This is a genomic window from Verrucosispora sioxanthis (genome assembly GCF_010560025.1).
Lineage (GTDB): Bacteria > Actinomycetota > Actinomycetes > Mycobacteriales > Micromonosporaceae > Micromonospora > Micromonospora palythoicola.
The window spans coordinates 760,066-776,244 of the sequence record NZ_SAIY01000002.1 but is presented as its reverse complement, the minus strand read 5'-3'; the positions used below and the strand labels follow the sequence as shown (position 1 = coordinate 776,244).

At 70.7% G+C, this 16,179-nt stretch carries 12 protein-coding genes and 2 pseudogenes; 6 read left to right on the top strand and 8 right to left on the bottom strand.

Going from position 1 to position 16,179, the window contains the following annotated elements; genetic code table 11:
• The first annotated feature begins 53 nt into the window (after window positions 1–53).
• The 5 genes from ENC19_RS08775 (at window position 54) to ENC19_RS08755 (ending at window position 9,772) form a co-directional block, all read left to right on the top strand.
• Window positions 54–1,010 carry a carbohydrate ABC transporter permease gene (locus ENC19_RS08775; RefSeq protein ID WP_164446621.1) on the top strand — a complete coding sequence of 319 codons (957 nt, stop codon included), beginning with the start codon at window positions 54–56 and terminating at the stop codon, window positions 1,008–1,010.
• 13 nt (window positions 1,011–1,023) lie between these two features.
• Window positions 1,024–1,911, top strand: a complete 888-nt coding sequence (locus ENC19_RS08770; RefSeq protein ID WP_164446620.1) for a carbohydrate ABC transporter permease — start codon at window positions 1,024–1,026, stop codon at window positions 1,909–1,911.
• Window positions 1,908–3,575 carry a glycoside hydrolase family 13 protein gene (locus ENC19_RS08765; RefSeq protein WP_164446619.1) on the top strand — a complete coding sequence of 556 codons (1,668 nt, stop codon included), beginning with the start codon at window positions 1,908–1,910 and terminating at the stop codon, window positions 3,573–3,575. The genes ENC19_RS08770 and ENC19_RS08765 overlap by 4 nt, the downstream gene beginning before the upstream one ends.
• Window positions 3,576–3,696: 121 nt before the next feature.
• Complete coding sequence (locus ENC19_RS08760; RefSeq protein WP_164446618.1) at window positions 3,697–6,081, top strand: discoidin domain-containing protein; 2,385 nt, start codon at window positions 3,697–3,699, stop codon at window positions 6,079–6,081.
• A 100-nt stretch (window positions 6,082–6,181) separates the two neighbouring features.
• Window positions 6,182–9,772, top strand: coding sequence for a discoidin domain-containing protein (locus ENC19_RS08755; RefSeq protein WP_166458178.1), 3,591 nt, complete (start codon window positions 6,182–6,184; stop codon window positions 9,770–9,772).
• Between the two features lie 106 nt (window positions 9,773–9,878).
• On the opposite strand, the gene ENC19_RS08750 is transcribed toward ENC19_RS08755, so the two are convergent.
• Complete coding sequence (locus ENC19_RS08750) at window positions 9,879–10,643, bottom strand: crotonase/enoyl-CoA hydratase family protein (RefSeq protein ID WP_164446617.1); 765 nt, start codon at window positions 10,641–10,643, stop codon at window positions 9,879–9,881.
• Between the two features lie 86 nt (window positions 10,644–10,729).
• Here ENC19_RS08750 and ENC19_RS08745 point away from each other — a divergent pair, with 86 nt between their 5' ends.
• Window positions 10,730–11,581 carry a Rieske (2Fe-2S) protein gene (locus ENC19_RS08745; protein WP_164446615.1) on the top strand — a complete coding sequence of 284 codons (852 nt, stop codon included), beginning with the start codon at window positions 10,730–10,732 and terminating at the stop codon, window positions 11,579–11,581.
• 111 nt (window positions 11,582–11,692) lie between these two features.
• Here the strand turns inward: ENC19_RS08745 and ENC19_RS31765 are convergent.
• From ENC19_RS31765 to ENC19_RS08705, 7 genes and pseudogenes are all read right to left on the bottom strand, one after another.
• Window positions 11,693–12,809, bottom strand: a pseudogene (locus ENC19_RS31765) (LysM peptidoglycan-binding domain-containing protein).
• Between the two features lie 58 nt (window positions 12,810–12,867).
• Window positions 12,868–13,293: a pilus assembly protein TadG-related protein gene (locus tag ENC19_RS08730; RefSeq protein WP_164446613.1), complete on the bottom strand. Its 426-nt coding sequence runs from the start codon at window positions 13,291–13,293 to the stop codon at window positions 12,868–12,870.
• A pseudogene (locus ENC19_RS08725) lies at window positions 13,290–13,752 on the bottom strand (TadE/TadG family type IV pilus assembly protein). Before ENC19_RS08725 ends, ENC19_RS08730 begins: the two are co-directional and overlap by 4 nt.
• The gene (locus ENC19_RS08720; RefSeq protein ID WP_164446612.1) at window positions 13,737–14,180 is read right to left on the bottom strand and encodes a TadE/TadG family type IV pilus assembly protein; all 444 of its coding nucleotides are present in this window, start codon (window positions 14,178–14,180) and stop codon (window positions 13,737–13,739) included. The pseudogene ENC19_RS08725 and the gene ENC19_RS08720 overlap by 16 nt, the downstream one beginning before the upstream one ends.
• 3 nt (window positions 14,181–14,183) lie before the next feature.
• Window positions 14,184–14,387: a hypothetical protein gene (locus ENC19_RS08715; RefSeq protein ID WP_164446611.1), complete on the bottom strand. Its 204-nt coding sequence runs from the start codon at window positions 14,385–14,387 to the stop codon at window positions 14,184–14,186.
• Between the two features lie 26 nt (window positions 14,388–14,413).
• Entirely contained in the window at window positions 14,414–15,277 is an 864-nt protein-coding gene (locus ENC19_RS08710; protein WP_164446610.1) for a type II secretion system F family protein, read from the bottom strand.
• Window positions 15,274–16,176, bottom strand: coding sequence for a type II secretion system F family protein (locus tag ENC19_RS08705; RefSeq protein ID WP_164446609.1), 903 nt, complete (start codon window positions 16,174–16,176; stop codon window positions 15,274–15,276). Before ENC19_RS08705 ends, ENC19_RS08710 begins: the two co-directional genes overlap by 4 nt.
• Window positions 16,177–16,179: the final 3 nt, after the last annotated feature.

The window sequence follows — 16,179 nt, the reverse complement described above, 5'->3', positions numbered from 1 at the left end:
GCCCCCGCCCCCGATCGCACCCGTCGTCCGGTCATCCACCCACGGGAGTCGTCTTGACGATCACCACCGCCCCCGGGGCGGTCAGAGCAGCGGATCGCCCCGGAACATCGCCTCCGGCCCAGGCACGGCGGACCAGCCTCGGCCGCACGGTACGCGACCAGCTCACCGGGCACGCGTTCCTGATCGGTGCGGTGCTCTGCTTCGCGGTCTTCTCCTGGTACCCGATGGTGCGCGGCGTCGTGATGAGCTTCCAGCGCACCCGGCGCGGCGAGACCACCTGGGTCGGCTGGGACAACTACCTCCGGATCCTCGACGACCCCAGCTTCTGGACCGCCTGGCAGAACACCTTCTACTTCACCGGCCTCGCGCTCGTCCTCGGGTACGCGGTGCCGTTCTTCGTGGCGATCCTGCTCAACGAGTTCCGCCACGCCCGTGGGTACCTCCGGATCCTGGTCTACCTGCCGGTGATGCTGCCGCCCGCCTCGGCGCTGTTCCTGTTCAAGTTCTACGCGTACGACCCCAGCGACGCGGGGCTGTTCAACGCGATCCTCAAGGCCTTCGGCCTGCCCACGTCGCAGTGGATGCAGTCGCCGGAGATGACGATGCCGGCGATGGTGATCGCGTCGACCTGGATGAACATGGGCAGCGCTGTGCTGATCTACCTGGCCGCGTTGCAGAACATCCCGGGCGAGCTGTACGAGGCGGCCGAGCTGGACGGGGCCGGGATCTGGCGGCGGATCATGCACGTCACCATTCCGCAGACCCGGCTGATTCTCGCGCTGCTGGCGATGCTCCAGATCGTCGCCACCATGCAGCTCTTCATCGAGCCGCTGATCCTCGCCAACGGTGCGGGCGCGGAGGACTCGGCGACCTCGGTCGCATACCTCATCTACCAACACGGGTTCTTCCAGAACGATCTCAACGGCGCGGCGGCACTCGGAGTGATCATGCTGGTGGTGCTGGCCGGGTTCTCCGCCGTCTACCTGCGGCTCACCGCGAGACAGGACTAGGAGGAGACCACCCATGGCACCGGACACCGGGACCCGGACCCTCATCTCACAGGCCCAGCTTCGGCGCGGTCGCGGACGGGCCGCCTACTGGACGCTGCTCGCCGTCGTGGTCGTCGGGTTCACGCTCGTCTTCCTCGGGCCGCTCTACTGGATGGTCACCGGAGCCCTCAAATCCGGCCAGGAGATCGCGCAGACCCCACCGTCGCTGTTCCCGCAGGATCCACAGTGGCAGAACTACGCCGATGCCTGGCACAACCTGGCGCTGGCCAAGCTGCTGTTCAACACCTTCTACTACGCGACCGGCGCGGTGCTGTTCCAACTGGTCTTCGACACCGCCGCGGCGTACGCCCTGTCGAAGCTCCGCCCGGTCCTCGGCAACGTGATCCTCGGCATGATGCTGGCCACGCTGATGATCCCGGCGATGGTCCTCATCGTCCCGCAGTACGTGACCGTGATCGACCTGCCGATCCTGCACATCAACCTGCTCGACTCGCCGTTCGCGATCTGGCTTCCCCTGGTCGCCAACGCGTTCAACATCTTCCTGCTGAAGCGGTTCTTCGACTCGATTCCGGAGGATCTGATGGCGGCCGCCCTGATGGACGGGGCGACGCCACTGCGCACGCTCTGGTCGATCGTGCTGCCGATGTCTCGGCCCATCCTCGGCGTCGTCTCGATCTTCGCGGTGACCGCGGTCTGGAAGGACTTCCTCTGGCCGAAGCTGGTCATGCCGTCTCCCGAGACCCGCACGGTAAGCGTGGGGATCTACGCCTTCGCCGGCGGTACGCCGATGAACGTGGTGATCGCCGCGTCGGTGATCGCCGCGATACCGACCGTCGTCATCTTCCTGGTGTTTCAGCGAAACATCATGTCCGGCCTCACCACGGGCGGTCTCAAGGGATGACCGCCGACCCCAGAAAGCAGGTGCGCGTGTCCGCAGCAGCCAGTGGTCCGTGGTGGCGGGGAGCGGTGATCTACCAGGTGTACCCGCGCAGCTTCGCCGACGGAAACGGTGACGGCATCGGCGACATCGCCGGCATCCGATCACGGCTGAACTACCTGTCGGCGCTCGGCGTCGACGCCATCTGGTTCAGCCCCTGGTACCCCTCCCCGATGGCCGACGCCGGCTACGACGTCGCCGACCATCGCGACATCGACCCCGTCTTCGGCAGCCTGGCCGAGGCGGAGGCGCTGATCGCGGAGGCGCACGCGCTCGGCATCCGGACCATCGTCGACGTGGTGCCGAACCACTGCTCCGCCGCACACCCCTGGTTCCAGGCGGCGTTGGCCGGCGGTCCGGGAGCACCGGAGCGGGAGCTGTTCTGGTTCCGGCCGGGGCGCGGCCCGAACGGCGACCAGCGCCCGACCGACTGGGTGGGCGAGTTCGGCGGGCCGACCTGGACCCGGACCACCGACCCGGACGGCACGCCCGGTGACTGGTACCTGCACCTCTTCGCCCCCGAACAGCCGGACCTCAACTGGGACCATCCGCGGGTGCGCGCCGAGTTCGAGGACATCCTGCGGTTCTGGTTCGACCGGGGCGTGGACGGAATCCGGATCGACTCGGCCGGGCTGCTGGTCAAGGACTCGACGCTGCCCGAGATCGTGGCAGATCGGCCGCACCCCTTCCACGACGTCGACGGGGTGCACGAGATATACCGGGACTGGCGGCGGATCGCCGACGCGTATCCGGGGGACCGGGCACTGATCGGTGAGGTGTGGTTGCCGGACCGCCAACGGTTCGCCCGCTACCTGCGCCCGGACGAGCTGCATGCCGCGTTCAACTTCGACTTTCTCGGCTGCGCCTGGGACGCCACCGCACTACGCGAGAGCATCGACGGCACGCTGAACGCACACGCGCCGGTCGGCGCCCCCGCCACCTGGGTGCTTGCCAACCACGACGTCACCCGGCAGGTGACCCGCTACGGACGGGCGGACACCAGGTTCAGCTTCGCGGCCAAGCGCGAGGGAATCCCCACCGACCTGGAACTGGGTACCCGTCGTGCCCGCGCCGCAGCGCTGCTGTCGCTGTCGCTGCCCGGCGCCGCCTACGTCTACCAGGGTGAGGAACTGGGGCTGTGGGAGGTCGAGGACATCCCACCCGCACTCCGGCAGGACCCGATGTTCGTCCGCTCCGGTGGCACCGACCCGGGCCGCGACGGGTGCCGGGTGCCGCTGCCGTGGTCGGGGGACGCTTCGCCCTTCGGCTTCAGCCCTGACGACGCGAGCCGCGTGCCGTGGCTGCCCCAACCCGCCGAGTGGAAGGACCGCACGGCCCGGACGCAGGCCGGTGACCCGCATTCGATGCTGGAGCTGTACCGGAGGGCGATCGCGTTGCGGCGTACCGAGGCGGCGCTCGGAGACGGGACGCACACCTGGTTGCCGGCACCCGACGGGGTGCTGGCCTTCCGCCGGGAGCCCGGCTTCACCTGCCTGGTCAACCTGTCCGGCGGTGCCGTGCCACTGCCACCGCACACCCACAAGCTGCTGGCCAGCGGCCCGCTCGACGACGACCGGCTACCCCCGGACACCGCCATCTGGCTGCGTACCCCGGGCCGGTCCGGGTGACTCCCGCCGCGCCAGCGCACCACCGACCGAACCACCAGCCCGCGCCAACGAGGAGGTACCCGCACCGCCGTTCCGCCACCACCACGGGGGACCTGGCCACCTGAGAAAGGGAGCGCTGCTCATGGCCGACCACACCGTCCCGCACCAGCCCAGAAACCGGATCAGTGCGACGCTTGCCCTGCTCACCGGCACCACACTGGCCGCCGCCTCGATCTCGGTGATCACACTCACCACCACCGCGACCCCGGCCCGCGCCGCCGGGCTCTCCCCGTTCGACATCGCCGGCCGGGGTGCGACGGTACCGTTCATCGAGCACGAGGCGGAGAACGCGACACACAGCGGCACCAGAATCGGTCCGGACCGGCGCTACGGCACGCTGCCATCAGAGGCGAGCGGCCGTGAGGCGGTCACCCTCGACGCGGTCGGGGAGTACGTCGAATTCACCCTCACCGCCCCGGCGAACGCGGTCACCTTCCGCTACAGCATCCCGGACAACGCCGCCGGCACCGGCCGCGACGCCACCATCGACCTACGGGCGAACGGCACGTTGGTCAAAGCGGTGCCGGTCACCTCGAAGTACGGCTGGTACTACGGCGGCTACCCGTTCAACAACAACCCGGGCGACATCAACCCGCACCACTTCTACGACGAAGCCCGAGCCCTGTTCGGCACCACCTACCCGACGGGCACGAAGATCCGGCTCCAGGTGGCGTCGACCGCCCAGTCGCCGACCTTCACCATCGACCTGGCCGACTTCGAGCTGGTCGCCGCACCGATCACCAAGCCGGCCAACGTCCTCGACGTGGTCACCGACTTCGGTGCCGACCCGACCGGTGCCACCGACTCCACCGCCCGCTTCCAGGCCGCCGTGGACGCCGGCCGGGCGCAAAGCCGTACGGTGTGGATCCCGCCGGGCAGCTTCACCCTCTGGGACCACGTGGTGGTCGACGGGGTGACCCTGCGCGGGGCCGGCCCCTGGTACTCGGTGCTCGGCGGCCGGCACCCCACCGACCGCAAGCGGGCCGCCGGCATCTACGGCAGGTACGTCACCGGTGGCGGCTACCGGGGCGAGATCCGCCCGCACGAGGCCGGCGGCCCCAGCCGCAACGTGCTGCTGCGGGATTTCGCGATCATCGGCGACGTCCGGGAACGGGTCGACTCCGACCAGGTCAACGCCATCGGCGGAGCGATGTCCGACTCCGTGGTGGACAACGTCTGGATGCAGCACACCAAGGTCGGTGCCTGGATGGACGGCCCGATGGACAACTTCACCATCCGCAACAGCCGGATCCTCGACCAGACCGCCGACGGGGTGAACTTCCACTGGGGAGTCACCAACTCCACGGTGACGAAAGCCTTCGTCCGCAACACCGGCGACGACGCCCTCGCCATGTGGGCGGACACCGTGCCCAACGTCGGCAACTCGTTCACCCGGAACACCATCGGCGTGACCGTCCTCGCCAATCACCTGGTCACCTACGGCGGGCGGGACATCCGGATCACCGACAACGTGACCGCCGACTCGGTCACCAACGGCGGTGGCATCCACGTGGCCAACCGCTACACCGGCGTGCACGGCCCGACCGCGGTCGCCGGCACAATCACCGTCGCCCGCAACACGCTGATCCGTAACGGCAACTCCGACTACAACTGGCGCTTCGGTGTCGGCGCGATCTGGTTCTCCGCGTTGAACGAACCGATCCGCGACGCGTCGATCATGGTCAGCGACACCGACATCCTGGACAGCTCCTACGCGGCCCTGCACTGGATCGAGGGGGCGACCAGCGGGATCAGTTTCACCAACGTACGCATCGACGGCGCCGGCACCTACGCCCTCCAGGTGCAGGCACCGAGTCAGGTTTCCTTCACCGATGTCCGGGCCACCGGCATCGCACAGGCCAACCCGGTGCACAACTGCGTGGGCAGCGGCTTCCAGATCACCCAGGGTGCCGGCAACTCCGGCTGGTACACCTCGACGCCGTACTGCGGTCCGTGGCCGGAGCCGCAGTGGGGCAGCGGCCCGACCAGCCCACCGCCCACCTCGCCGCCGCCCAGCACCCCGCCACCGACCACGCCCCCGCCGGCCGTCGGGAACCTGGCCCTGGGCCGGCCGGTCGTCGCCTCCAGCCACACGCAGAACTACCTGGCCGGCAACGCGGTGGACGGTGAGCCCGGCAGCTACTGGGAAAGCGCCAACCACGCGTTCCCGCAGACCCTCACCGTGGACCTGGGTAGCGCCCGGCAGGTGGGTCGGGTGGTGCTGAAGCTACCGCCAGCGCCGGCCTGGCAGACCCGTACCCAGACGCTGTCGGTGCTCGGCTCCACCGACGGCAACTCCTGGACCACCCTCGCCGGCACGGCGGGCCGCACCTTCGACCCGACCACCGGCAACACCGTGTCGATCAACCTGCCCGTCGGGGAACGTCGGTTCCTTCGACTGCACGTCACCGCCAACACCGGCTGGCCGGCGGCCCAGGTCGCCGAGTTCGAGGTCCACTCCACCTGACCCGTCGCCGGGCTCCGCTTCGGCGGGGCCCGGCGACGCCGCACCAGAAGCACCACCCCGCAACGCCTCTCCACGTCCCGGAAGAAGGTGTCGATTCCCCATGTCCAGATTCCGCACCCGGTTGACCGCCGTGTTCGTCGCGGTCGGCCTCGCCCTCACCGCCGCCCCCGCACCGCCCGCCGCCGCAGCCAGCGGCCCCAACCTGGCCGCCGGCCGGAGCATGTCCGCCAGCGGTCACAACGACGTCTACGTGGTCACCAACGCCAATGACGGTAACCAGAGCAGCTACTGGGAGAGCCCGAACAACGCCTTCCCACAGTGGATCCAGGTCGACCTCGGTGCCACGATCACCGTCGACCGGCTGGTGCTCAAGCTGCCCGCCGGTTGGGGAGCGCGCACCCAGACGCTGACCGTGCAGGGCAGCACCAACGGATCGACGTTCAACACCCTGGTCGGCTCCGCCGGGTACACCTTCAGCCCGGCGGGCAACAACACGGTGACCGTAACCGTCGCCCCGGCCGCCACCCGCCACGTCCGGCTGCTGATCACCGCGAACACCGGCTGGCCCGCCGGGCAGCTCTCCGAGCTGGAGGTGTACGGTCCGGCCACCGGCGACACCCAGGCACCGACCGCGCCGACGAACCTGGCGTTCACCGAGCCGGGCAACGGACAGATCCGGTTGACCTGGTCGGCGTCGACCGACAACGTCGGCGTGACCCGGTACGACGTGTACGCCAACGGGTCGTTGCGGGCCAGCGTGTCGGGTACGACCCTGACGTACACGGACACGCAGCCGGCGAGCGCGACGGTGTCGTACCTCGTACGGGCCCGTGACGCCGCCGACAACGTCTCGGCCAACAGCAACACGGTCACCCGTACCGGCAGCATGCCCGGCGGCACCAACCTCGCCGTCGGCAAGCCGGTCACGGCCTCCTCGATGGTGCACGTCTTCGCCGCCGCCAACGCTGTCGACGACGACGTCACCACCTACTGGGAGGGTGCGCCAGGGGCGTACCCGAGCACCCTGACCGTGGCGCTCGGCGCCAACGCGAGCATCAGCGCGGTCGTGGTGAAGCTCAACCCCGACCCGGCCTGGGGCCCCCGCGCCCAGACCTTCTCGATCCTGGGGCGGGCGCAGTCCGCCTCCGGGTTCAGCACGCTGGCCGGCTCGGCGAGCCACTCGTTCAGCCCGTCGAGCAGCAACACGGTGACCATCCCGGTCTCGGCGACCGCCGCCGACGTCCGGCTCCAGTTCACCGCCAACTCCGGCGCGCCCAACGGACAGGTCGCCGAGTTGCAGGTGATCGGCACGCCGGCCCCGAACCCGGACCTCACCGTCACCAGTCTGACCTTCGTCCCGGCCGCACCTGTGGAGACGGACCAGCTGACCCTCACCGCCACTGTCCGCAACGCTGGCACGGCGGGTTCCGGCGCGAGCACCGTCGACTTCGCGTTGGACGGTACGAAGGTGGGCCAGGCGAACGTCGGCGCCCTGGCGGCGGGGGCCGCGACCACCGTGTCCACCACCGTGGCGGCCCGCACCGCTGGCAGCTACCAGCCAAGCGCCACTGTCGACCCGGCGAACACCGTGATCGAGCAGGACGAGTCGAACAACGTCCGGACCGCGGCGGGCCCGCTGGTGGTCAGCCCGGTGGCCAGCGCCGACCTGGTCGCCTCGGCGGTCACCTGGTCACCTGGCACACCGAGCGCGGGTGCCAACGTCAGCTTCGCGGTGACCCTGCGCAACCAGGGCACCATCGCGTCGGCGGGCGGTGCGCACGGCCTCACGCTCACCGTGCTCAACGACGCCGGCACGGTTGTGCGTACCCTCACCGGCTCGTACACCGGCACCATCGGGGCCGGCGCCACGGCCGGTCCGGTGAACCTGGGCAACTGGACGGCCGCCAACGGGCGGCACACCGTCCGGGTGGTGATCGCCGCCGACGCCAACGAGTTGCCGGTGAAGCGGGCCAACAACACAAGCGAGCGACCGCTGTTCGTGGGTCGCGGCGCCAACCTGCCGTACGACATGTACGAGGCCGAGGAGGGCTCGGTCGGCGGCGGGGCGCAGATCGTCGGGCCGAACCGGACCATCGGCGACCTGGCCGGTGAGGCGTCCGGACGCCGGGCGGTCACCCTGAACACCACCGGCGCGTACGTCGAGTGGACCACCAAGGCGTCGGCCAACGCCCTGGTCACCCGCTTCTCCATGCCCGATGCTCCGAACGGCGGCGGGATCAACTCGACATTGAACATTTACGTCAACGGCGTACTGCACAAGCCGATCAGCCTCACCTCGAAGCACATCTGGCTGTACGGCGCGGAGGCCAGCCCGAGCGACTCGCCGAGCGCCGGGCCGCCCCGGCACATTTACGACGAGGCGAACGTGCTGCTGAACTCGACAATCCCGGCGGGCAGCCGGATCCGCTTGCAGAAGGATCCGGCGAACTCCACCACGTACGCCATCGACTTCATCAACCTGGAGCAGGTGACGCCCCGGGCGAACCCGGACCCGGCGCGATACCGGGTGCCGAACGGGTTCAGTCACGCCGACGTGCAGAGTGCGCTCGACGCGGTCCGGATGGACACCACCGGCAACCTGATCGGCGTCTACCTGCCCGCCGGTAGCTACGAGACGGCCCAGAAGTTCCAGGTGTACGGCAAAGCGGTGAAGGTGGTCGGCGCGGGCATGTGGTTCACCCGGTTCCAGACGCCCCCGTCGCAGCAGAACACCGACGCGGGGTTCCGGGTCGAGCCCAGCGCCAGCGGGTCGTCCTTCGAACACCTCGCCTTCTTCGGCAACTACACCGTGCGACAGGACGGGCCGGGCAAGGTCTGGGGTGAGCTGAAGGATGTCGACAACCTCAACCTGGACAACGTCTGGGTCGAGCACACCGTCTGCGCGTACTGGGGGGTGAGCGTCAGCGGGTTGAAGATCACCAACAGCCGGTTCCGCAACACCTTCGCCGACGCGGTGAACCTGACCAACGGCAGCACCAACAACCTGGTCAGCAACTCGGAGGGCCGGTCCAACGGCGACGACGCCTTCGCGCTCTTCTCCGCCACCGACCAGGGTGCCTCCACCGGCAACCACGGCAATGTGTTCGAGAACCTGACCGCGACGTTGACCTGGCGGGCTGCCGGGATCGCGGTGTACGGCGGTTACGACAACGTCTTCCGCAACCTCTACATCGCCGATCAATTGACGTACTCGGGCATCACGATCAGCTCGCTGGACTTCGGCTACCCGTTCATCGGGTTCGGGGCCAGCCCACCCACCCGCTTCGAGAACATCTCGTTGATCCGGTCGGGCGGCCACTTCTGGGGCGCGCAGACCTTCCCGGCGATCTGGGTGTTCTCCGCGTCGAAGGAATTCCGTGGCATCCGCGTCAGTGACGTGGACATCGTCGACCCGACGTACTCAGGAATCATGTTCCAGACCAAGTACACCGGCGGCCAGCCGGAGAATCCGATCACCGACACGGTCTTCAGCAACGTGTCGATCAGCGGCGCACAACGCAGCGGTGACGCCTTCGACGCCAAGTCCGGCTTCGCCATCTGGGCCAACGAGATGCCCGAGCCGGGCCAAGGCCCCGCCGTCGGCTCCGTCACCTTCACCAACCTCCGCCTGAACAACAACCATCAGGACATCCGCAACACCACCCCCACCTTCACCATCACCCGCAACTGACCCCACCCCCTTGCCGTGCCGATCATGCGGTTGTGGCACCTGACAAAGGCCGTGAACACGGTTCTTCGGGCGCCACAACTGCATGATCGTCGGTGGGGATGGGTGGTCAGGGGGTGGGGGTGCCGTGGCGGCCGGCACCAGCGGTGAAGCGGGCGGCGCCGGCCGCCGCGTCGGTGGCCAGGGAGTGCAGGCCGTAGGCCAGCTCGGTGGCCAGGGCTTCCGGCTCCGGCTGGGCGGCGGTGGCCAGCACCGAGGCGCGGTCGTTGCGCAGGCAGGTCTGTGGATGGCGGGCGATCTCGGCGGCCAGTCGCTCGGCCGCCGCCCGGGACTCGCCCGGGTCGACCAGGCGGTTGACCAGCCCCATCGCGTACGCCTCCGCGGCCGGCACCGCCCGCCCGGTGAGGATCAGGTCCATGGCCCGGCTCTCACCGATCAGCCGGGGCAGCCGGACCGTTCCGCCGTCGATCAGCGGCACTCCCCACCGGCGACAGAAAACCCCGAGCACGGCGTCCGACTCGGCGATCCGCAGATCGCACCAGAGCGCCAGTTCCAGGCCACCGGCCACCGCGTACCCCGAGATCGCGGCGATCACCGGCTTGCCGATGACCATCCGGGTCGGACCCATCGGACCGTCGCCGTCCGGCTCGACCCGGTTGCCGCTCGGCGTACCGATCGCCTTCAGGTCGGCGCCCGCACAGAACGTGCCTCCGGCTCCCCAGAGCACCGCCACCGCCGCCGTCGGATCCGCGTCGAAGGCCCGGAACGCGTCGGCGAGCGCCCGGGCGGTCGGCCCGTCCACCGCGTTGCGGGCCGCCGGCCGGTCCAGGATCACCGTGGTCACCGGCCCGTCCCGTTCCACCCGTACCGTCATCCCGTCAGCATGCCCCGGCGTCGCCCGGCTGGCTATTCGTCCCCGACGACCGGTTTGCGGTGGCGTACGACGGGAAGTCGTTACCCGTGCGAGCGTTGTTGACGAGAATTGAGCAAGCTTCCGGCCTGGACCGGTTCGGTGACCGGTTGCAGCAGACGGTGCAGGGTGTGCTGCGCCCACAGCGGGTCCGTGACCTGTTGCACGGCGTCTGGCTGGGGCACCCGCTGCACCCGGCGATGGTGCAGCTGCCGGTCGGCGCGTGGATCAGCGCGGCGGTGCTGGACCTGATGCCCGGCCAGCGTAGGGCGGCGACCACCATGACCGCGGTCGGCACGATCGGCGCCCTGCCGGCGGCGGTGGCCGGCCTCAACGACTGGGCGGGACTCTCCCGTGACCAGCGTCGGGTCGGCCTGGTGCACGCCGCGTCGAACTCCGTCGGGCTGGCGCTGTACGGTGCCTCGCTGGCCGCGCGGCTGTCCGGTCGGCACGGCCTCGGGCGCACCCTCGGCTGGCTCGGACTCAGCGCCGCCGGTGCCGGTGCGTACCTCGGCGGGCACCTGGCGTACAAGCAGGGTGCTCAGGTGAACGTGAGCGTCTCCGACCTGCACCTGATCAGCGAGGGCTGGCACCCGGTGGCGGAGATGACCAGCCTGCCGCAGCGGGAACTCGTCACCCGCAAGGTCGACGACGTGTCGGTGATTCTCTACCGCCACGGTGACGACGTGACCGTCATGCTGGAGCGTTGCCCGCATCAGAGCGGGCCGCTCGGCGAGGGCGAGGTACGCGAGGTCGACGGGCACGCGTGCGTGGTGTGCCCGTGGCACGGCAGCACCTTCCGACTCAACGGCGGCGAGGTGGTGCACGGCCCTTCCGCGAACGACCAGCAGGTGCTGCCGACCCGGATCGTCGACGGCCGCCTGGAGGCCCGGCTGCCCTGACCCGGGTTTCCGACTTGCTGGATCTGTGGCAGTAGCGGGAGTCCGTGGCCGGCGTGTCGGCTCCTTCGACTGCCACGCATCACGAAGGCGTAGGTCCCGACCCGTGGGGCGTCAGTCCTTACGGTGTCGGCCGACGGGCAGCTCGCGAAGAGGACTGGCCGGCGGCTGGTGGCGGGTGCCGGCGCGGGAGACGGCCGGTCGGCGGCGCAGGCCGAGCACCGCACCGATCTGCGCGCCGACGATGCTGGCCACAGCCAGCACGGCGGACACGGCGAGTGGACGGTTCACCCGGTCGGGCTCGCCGGCCCGGGACGCGCCCACCGTCACCACCGGCGAGTGACCCTCCGGCGTCTCGCTCCGCGGCGGCTCCGGCTGTTGTCCCTCCGGACCGGCCGGCGCTGTCGTGGCGGACCCCGGTCGCTCGGTCGGGCGCCGGGCGACTCCACCGCCTCGCCGGGCCGCTCCACCGCGTCGCCCGGGTTGGTCGGCGTCGGGCGGGTCTGCTCGGTCCGTTCCGGCCCGGGAACGGGCCGGGGTTTCGGTGCGACCAGCCGGCCGGTGGCATGTTGCCGGGAACCCTGATCGTGTGCCTCCTCGGGCAGCTTGATGAGCTGGCCGGGGCGGATCCGGTCCGGGTTCCGCAGCTTGTTCAGTGCGGCCAACCGGTGGTAGTCGTCGAAGTCGTCGAGGTACCGGTCGGCGACTCCACCCAGGTAGTCACCCTTGGCGACCCGGTAAACGGGCGCTCCGGTCGAGGCGCCGGCACTGTCCGCTCGCGCGCCTGTCGCCGGCTGAGCCGCCATCGCGGGAGAAGGCGTGAATGCGGTGACGGAAGCGGCTCCACCGGCGTACGCCGTCGTGCCGTAAGCCGTGGTGGCGGCCGTGGCGGCGGGGCTGGCGGCGAGGATCAGCGCGACCGAACCGACGAGCGCGGCGGCGGCCCCTGCTGCCGGCCCATGCCGGGCAGCCGGGGCGCGGGCCGGTCCAGCGCCTGTGCGCCCAGCTCCACGAGCACCGACAGGGCGAAGGTGGCCCAGCCGAACCAGCCCATGATCGCCAGCGCCCGCAGGAAGAGTTGACCGTCGTCGCGGCTGGTCAGCGTGGTGCCAATCTCCGCGAGCGTGGGTACGTGGTCGGGGAGCGGGTTGCCGGCGAAGGCCAGCAGCGCGATCGGTCCGCCGACCAGCAGACCGATCAGCACGACAAGCGCACCGAAGCCGGTGAGCATCCGACCGACCCGCCGTACGGCGGTGCCACCTGATGCGGCCATGGCTACCTTCCCTTTCCTAGGAGGCCCCGGTCAGCGCCCGTGCGGTCGCCTCACCGGAAACGGTGACGGTGTTGGAGAAGCCGAACAGGCCGAGCGCCGCCCGGTCGTAGGTGACCTCGACGCGTACCCGGATCAGGGTTTCGCCGTCGACCACCGGGAAGGTCACGGTGTGGTCGCTGGCGCCGGCGGTGGTGAGGTAGTTCCGGACGGCGCGGCGGGCCTCGCGCCGGTTGATCCGCTTGGGCCCGCCCTCGATGGCGGTGGCCCGGTCGATGGCCTGGCCGCCCGCGCGGGCCGCCTCGGCGGCCAGGTTCTCGGCGCGTTGCAGCGTGCGGAGCTGACCGGCGCCGTCGAACGCCATGCCGATGATGGCCAGCACCCCGATCAGGGCCACGGCGAGGAAGATGCTCACCCGACCGGCGTCGCCGCGCCCGGCCGTCATCCCCGGCTCCGGTAGCGGTCCAGCGGCGAGGTGAACGAGGCGGTGATCCGCTGTCCGTCCGGCATCGTCAGCGCCGGCAGGTTCATGTCGGCGTAGGAGACGGTGCAGGCGATCTCGACGGTGACGGTGGCGTTCTGCCCGACCTGGCTGGTGAAGACCCGGTTGAAGGTGGTGGACCGTCCGTCGACCGAGCCGCGGAGGGTCACCTGCGGGGCCCCGGAGCAGGCCACCCCGCCAGTCGAGCTGGCGGCGGGCGGCCTCGCGTGCCTCCCGCCGGGCGGTGGCGGCGTCCCGGGAGATCGACGCCGCCCGGGCCGCGTCGTGCGCGGCGGCCTCCAACGCCGCGCTGGCCACCGCGGTACGCCCGGCGACCCCGCCGAGCACCATCATCGCCACGAAGGCCGGTGCCAGCACCGCCACCTCGATCGAGACGGAACCCCGGCTCATGGCTCGGTCCATCGCTCCACCGTCCCGTGTGCCGTCTGCTCGACGGCGAAGTCGACGCCCGGCACCACCGACAGGGCCTTGCCGCTCACCGTGCAGGTCACGTCGGTGTCCGTGGCGGCGCAGCTCGGTCCCGGGTCGTCCCAGTCGACCAGCCAGTCCCCGGCGGCCTGGAGGAACTCGGCCGCACGCTCCTCGCCGGCACCGGCCGGGGCGTCGAAGAGCCGCTCCGCGTTGACTCCGCTCTGCGCGGCGTTGAGCGCGGTCGACCGGGCGACGAAGACGACGGCTACCTGGATCGAGGCGAACAGCATCACCAGGATCGCCGGCAGGGCCACCGCCAGCTCGACCGGATTGCCGCCCCGCTCGGCGTCCCCGGACAGCAGTCGGTGCCGGGTGGCGGCGACCACCCGGCACCAGCCGACGGAGAGGCGACGGAACATCGATCAGGTGTCCGACGGGGCCTGGTGGGTCGGGATGTTGTCCATCCAGTCGTTTGCCGCGCCGAGGGCGGCGGCGGTCACCGCCATCGCCACGGCCACCAGGCCGAAGATGATGACGGCGGTCGGCACCGGGCTGTCGCCACGGTCGCCGCGCAGTTCGGCCAGCCGCGCCCGTAGCGCGACGTGCAGGTAGGTGATTACGGACATCGGGGCTCCTTCACTGGGGGTCGGGCCTAGAGACGGGCCAGGAACGGGTAGATGGCGAAGCCGAGCAGGACGAAGACCAGCAGCGCGCCGGGTATGTCGAGCCGGCTGGTCACCCCCTCGGCCCGGGCCAGGTTGTCGGTGCGGATCTGGTCGCGTAACGAGTCGGCCCGGCTGCGCAGGGTCTCGTGCACCTGCGCACCCTCACTGCCGGAGGAGCGCATGATCGCGCCGACATCGCCCAGCTCCGGGATGCCGATCCGATCGGCGAGATCGCGTAGCTCGTCCCAGGGCGAGTGCATCTGCATCTGCGCTATCCGCAGCGCCTCGGAGATCCGGTCGAAGACCCAGCCCTCGCAGATCGCGGCGGCTCGCTCCAGCGACTGCACCGGACCGTGCGCCGCGGACAACTGCAACGCGACCAGGTCGAGGTAGGTGCAGACCGCCTGACGGAACTCGTCCCGCGCGGCGTCCGCCTTGGTCAGCACCGACCGGTGCGCCACAAGGGCGCAGAGCAGCGCCAGGCCGAGGCTGCCCAGGACCGGTACGGCCAGCGGCAGCGAGACGCCGACGGTGAAGAGGGTGACGCTGAGCAGCGCCGGAGCGGAGAGTCCGATCAGGGCGGACAACAGCAGGGAGAGGGCGTACTGCTCGGGGGTGCGGTCGAGCAGCGCCAGTTGCCGGTGTGGGGGTCGCAGCCAACGGGCCAACCCGGTGAGCCAGTCCAGCCGCCGGTTGGCGGGCCCGGTGCGGGCGCTTCCCGGCGGTTGGTGCAGCCGGCGCAGTGCCGGGCCGAGCGCGGGAGTCGCCGGGACCAGCTCACGGACCACCAGGAACACGCCCAACCCGAGCGTGGCGCCGGCCACCACCGCGAGGGTGAGATGCAGGTTCACGCCACCACCTCGCTCGGATCCGGGGCCGGCAGGAAACGGGCCGGTCGGGGTGGCTGGCTCATCGAGCGCACCCAGGCCAGCAGCGCCACGAAGGCCGCGCCGAGCACCGCCATCACCAGCTGCCCGAACGGGGTGTCGTACGGCTGCACGTACTCGCGGTTGAGCAGCCCGTACGCGATGGTGGCCAGCGTCATGCCGGTGAGGAAGCGAACCGCGAACCGGGGCTGGGTGCGCTTGGCCTCGATCTCCCGGCGGGTCGCGACCTCCGCCGCGGCGGCCGAGGCGATCGAACCGAGCACGTCGCCGAGCCGCTCACCCCGGTCGGTGAGGTGCAGGATCAACGCCGCGACCACCTGGTCGCAGACCGGATCGCCGATCTCGTCGGCGAAGGCCAGCAGGGCGGAGCGGGCCAGCCAACCGGCCTGGAGCCGGGCGGCGAGCAGGCGTACCTCCTCCTGGATCTCCTCGGGGGCGGTGGTGACGGTGCCGATGATCGCCTGCTGGAGCCCCTGTCCGGTGGCGGAGACGTCCTTGAGCCGGCGGGTCCACTCGCCGACCGCCTCGATGCGGGCGATGGCCCGCTGCTCGGCCCGCCCGACCGAGAACAGCCACGGTGCACCCGGCACCGCCACCGCCACCAGCAGGCCCACCACGGGCAGGCCGGTCAGCAGGAAGGCCAGCGCACCGGCGACCACCGCGCCGACCAGCAGTGCCTGGTGTGCCCGCTGTTCGCGGGCGGTGCTGCCGGAGCCGCGCCAGAGCCGCCCGAGCCCCGGCCCCGCGCCGGGTGCCCGGCCGGGCGGCCGGCGGGTGCCGACGAGCGCCACCACCGCCAGCACCAGGCCGGCCACGCAGGCCGCGCCGGAGACCAGGGCGATCAGCTCGATGTTGGTACGCACCGG

What these genes read in the sequence shown, in the direction of transcription:
- ENC19_RS08720 (WP_164446612.1), bottom strand. Translation starts at nt 14,180, where the DNA reads ATGTTCCGTCGCCTCTCCGTCGGCTGGTGCCGGGTGGTCGCCGCCACC.
- ENC19_RS08750 (WP_164446617.1), bottom strand. Translation starts at nt 10,643, where the DNA reads ATGACGGTACGGGTGGAACGGGACGGGCCGGTGACCACGGTGATCCTG.
- ENC19_RS08765 (WP_164446619.1), top strand. Translation starts at nt 1,908, where the DNA reads ATGACCGCCGACCCCAGAAAGCAGGTGCGCGTGTCCGCAGCAGCCAGT.
- ENC19_RS08715 (WP_164446611.1), bottom strand. Translation starts at nt 14,387, where the DNA reads ATGTCCGTAATCACCTACCTGCACGTCGCGCTACGGGCGCGGCTGGCC.
- ENC19_RS08770 (WP_164446620.1), top strand. Translation starts at nt 1,024, where the DNA reads ATGGCACCGGACACCGGGACCCGGACCCTCATCTCACAGGCCCAGCTT.
- ENC19_RS08755 (WP_166458178.1), top strand. Translation starts at nt 6,182, where the DNA reads ATGTCCAGATTCCGCACCCGGTTGACCGCCGTGTTCGTCGCGGTCGGC.
- ENC19_RS08760 (WP_164446618.1), top strand. Translation starts at nt 3,697, where the DNA reads ATGGCCGACCACACCGTCCCGCACCAGCCCAGAAACCGGATCAGTGCG.
- ENC19_RS08730 (WP_164446613.1), bottom strand. Translation starts at nt 13,293, where the DNA reads ATGACGGCCGGGCGCGGCGACGCCGGTCGGGTGAGCATCTTCCTCGCC.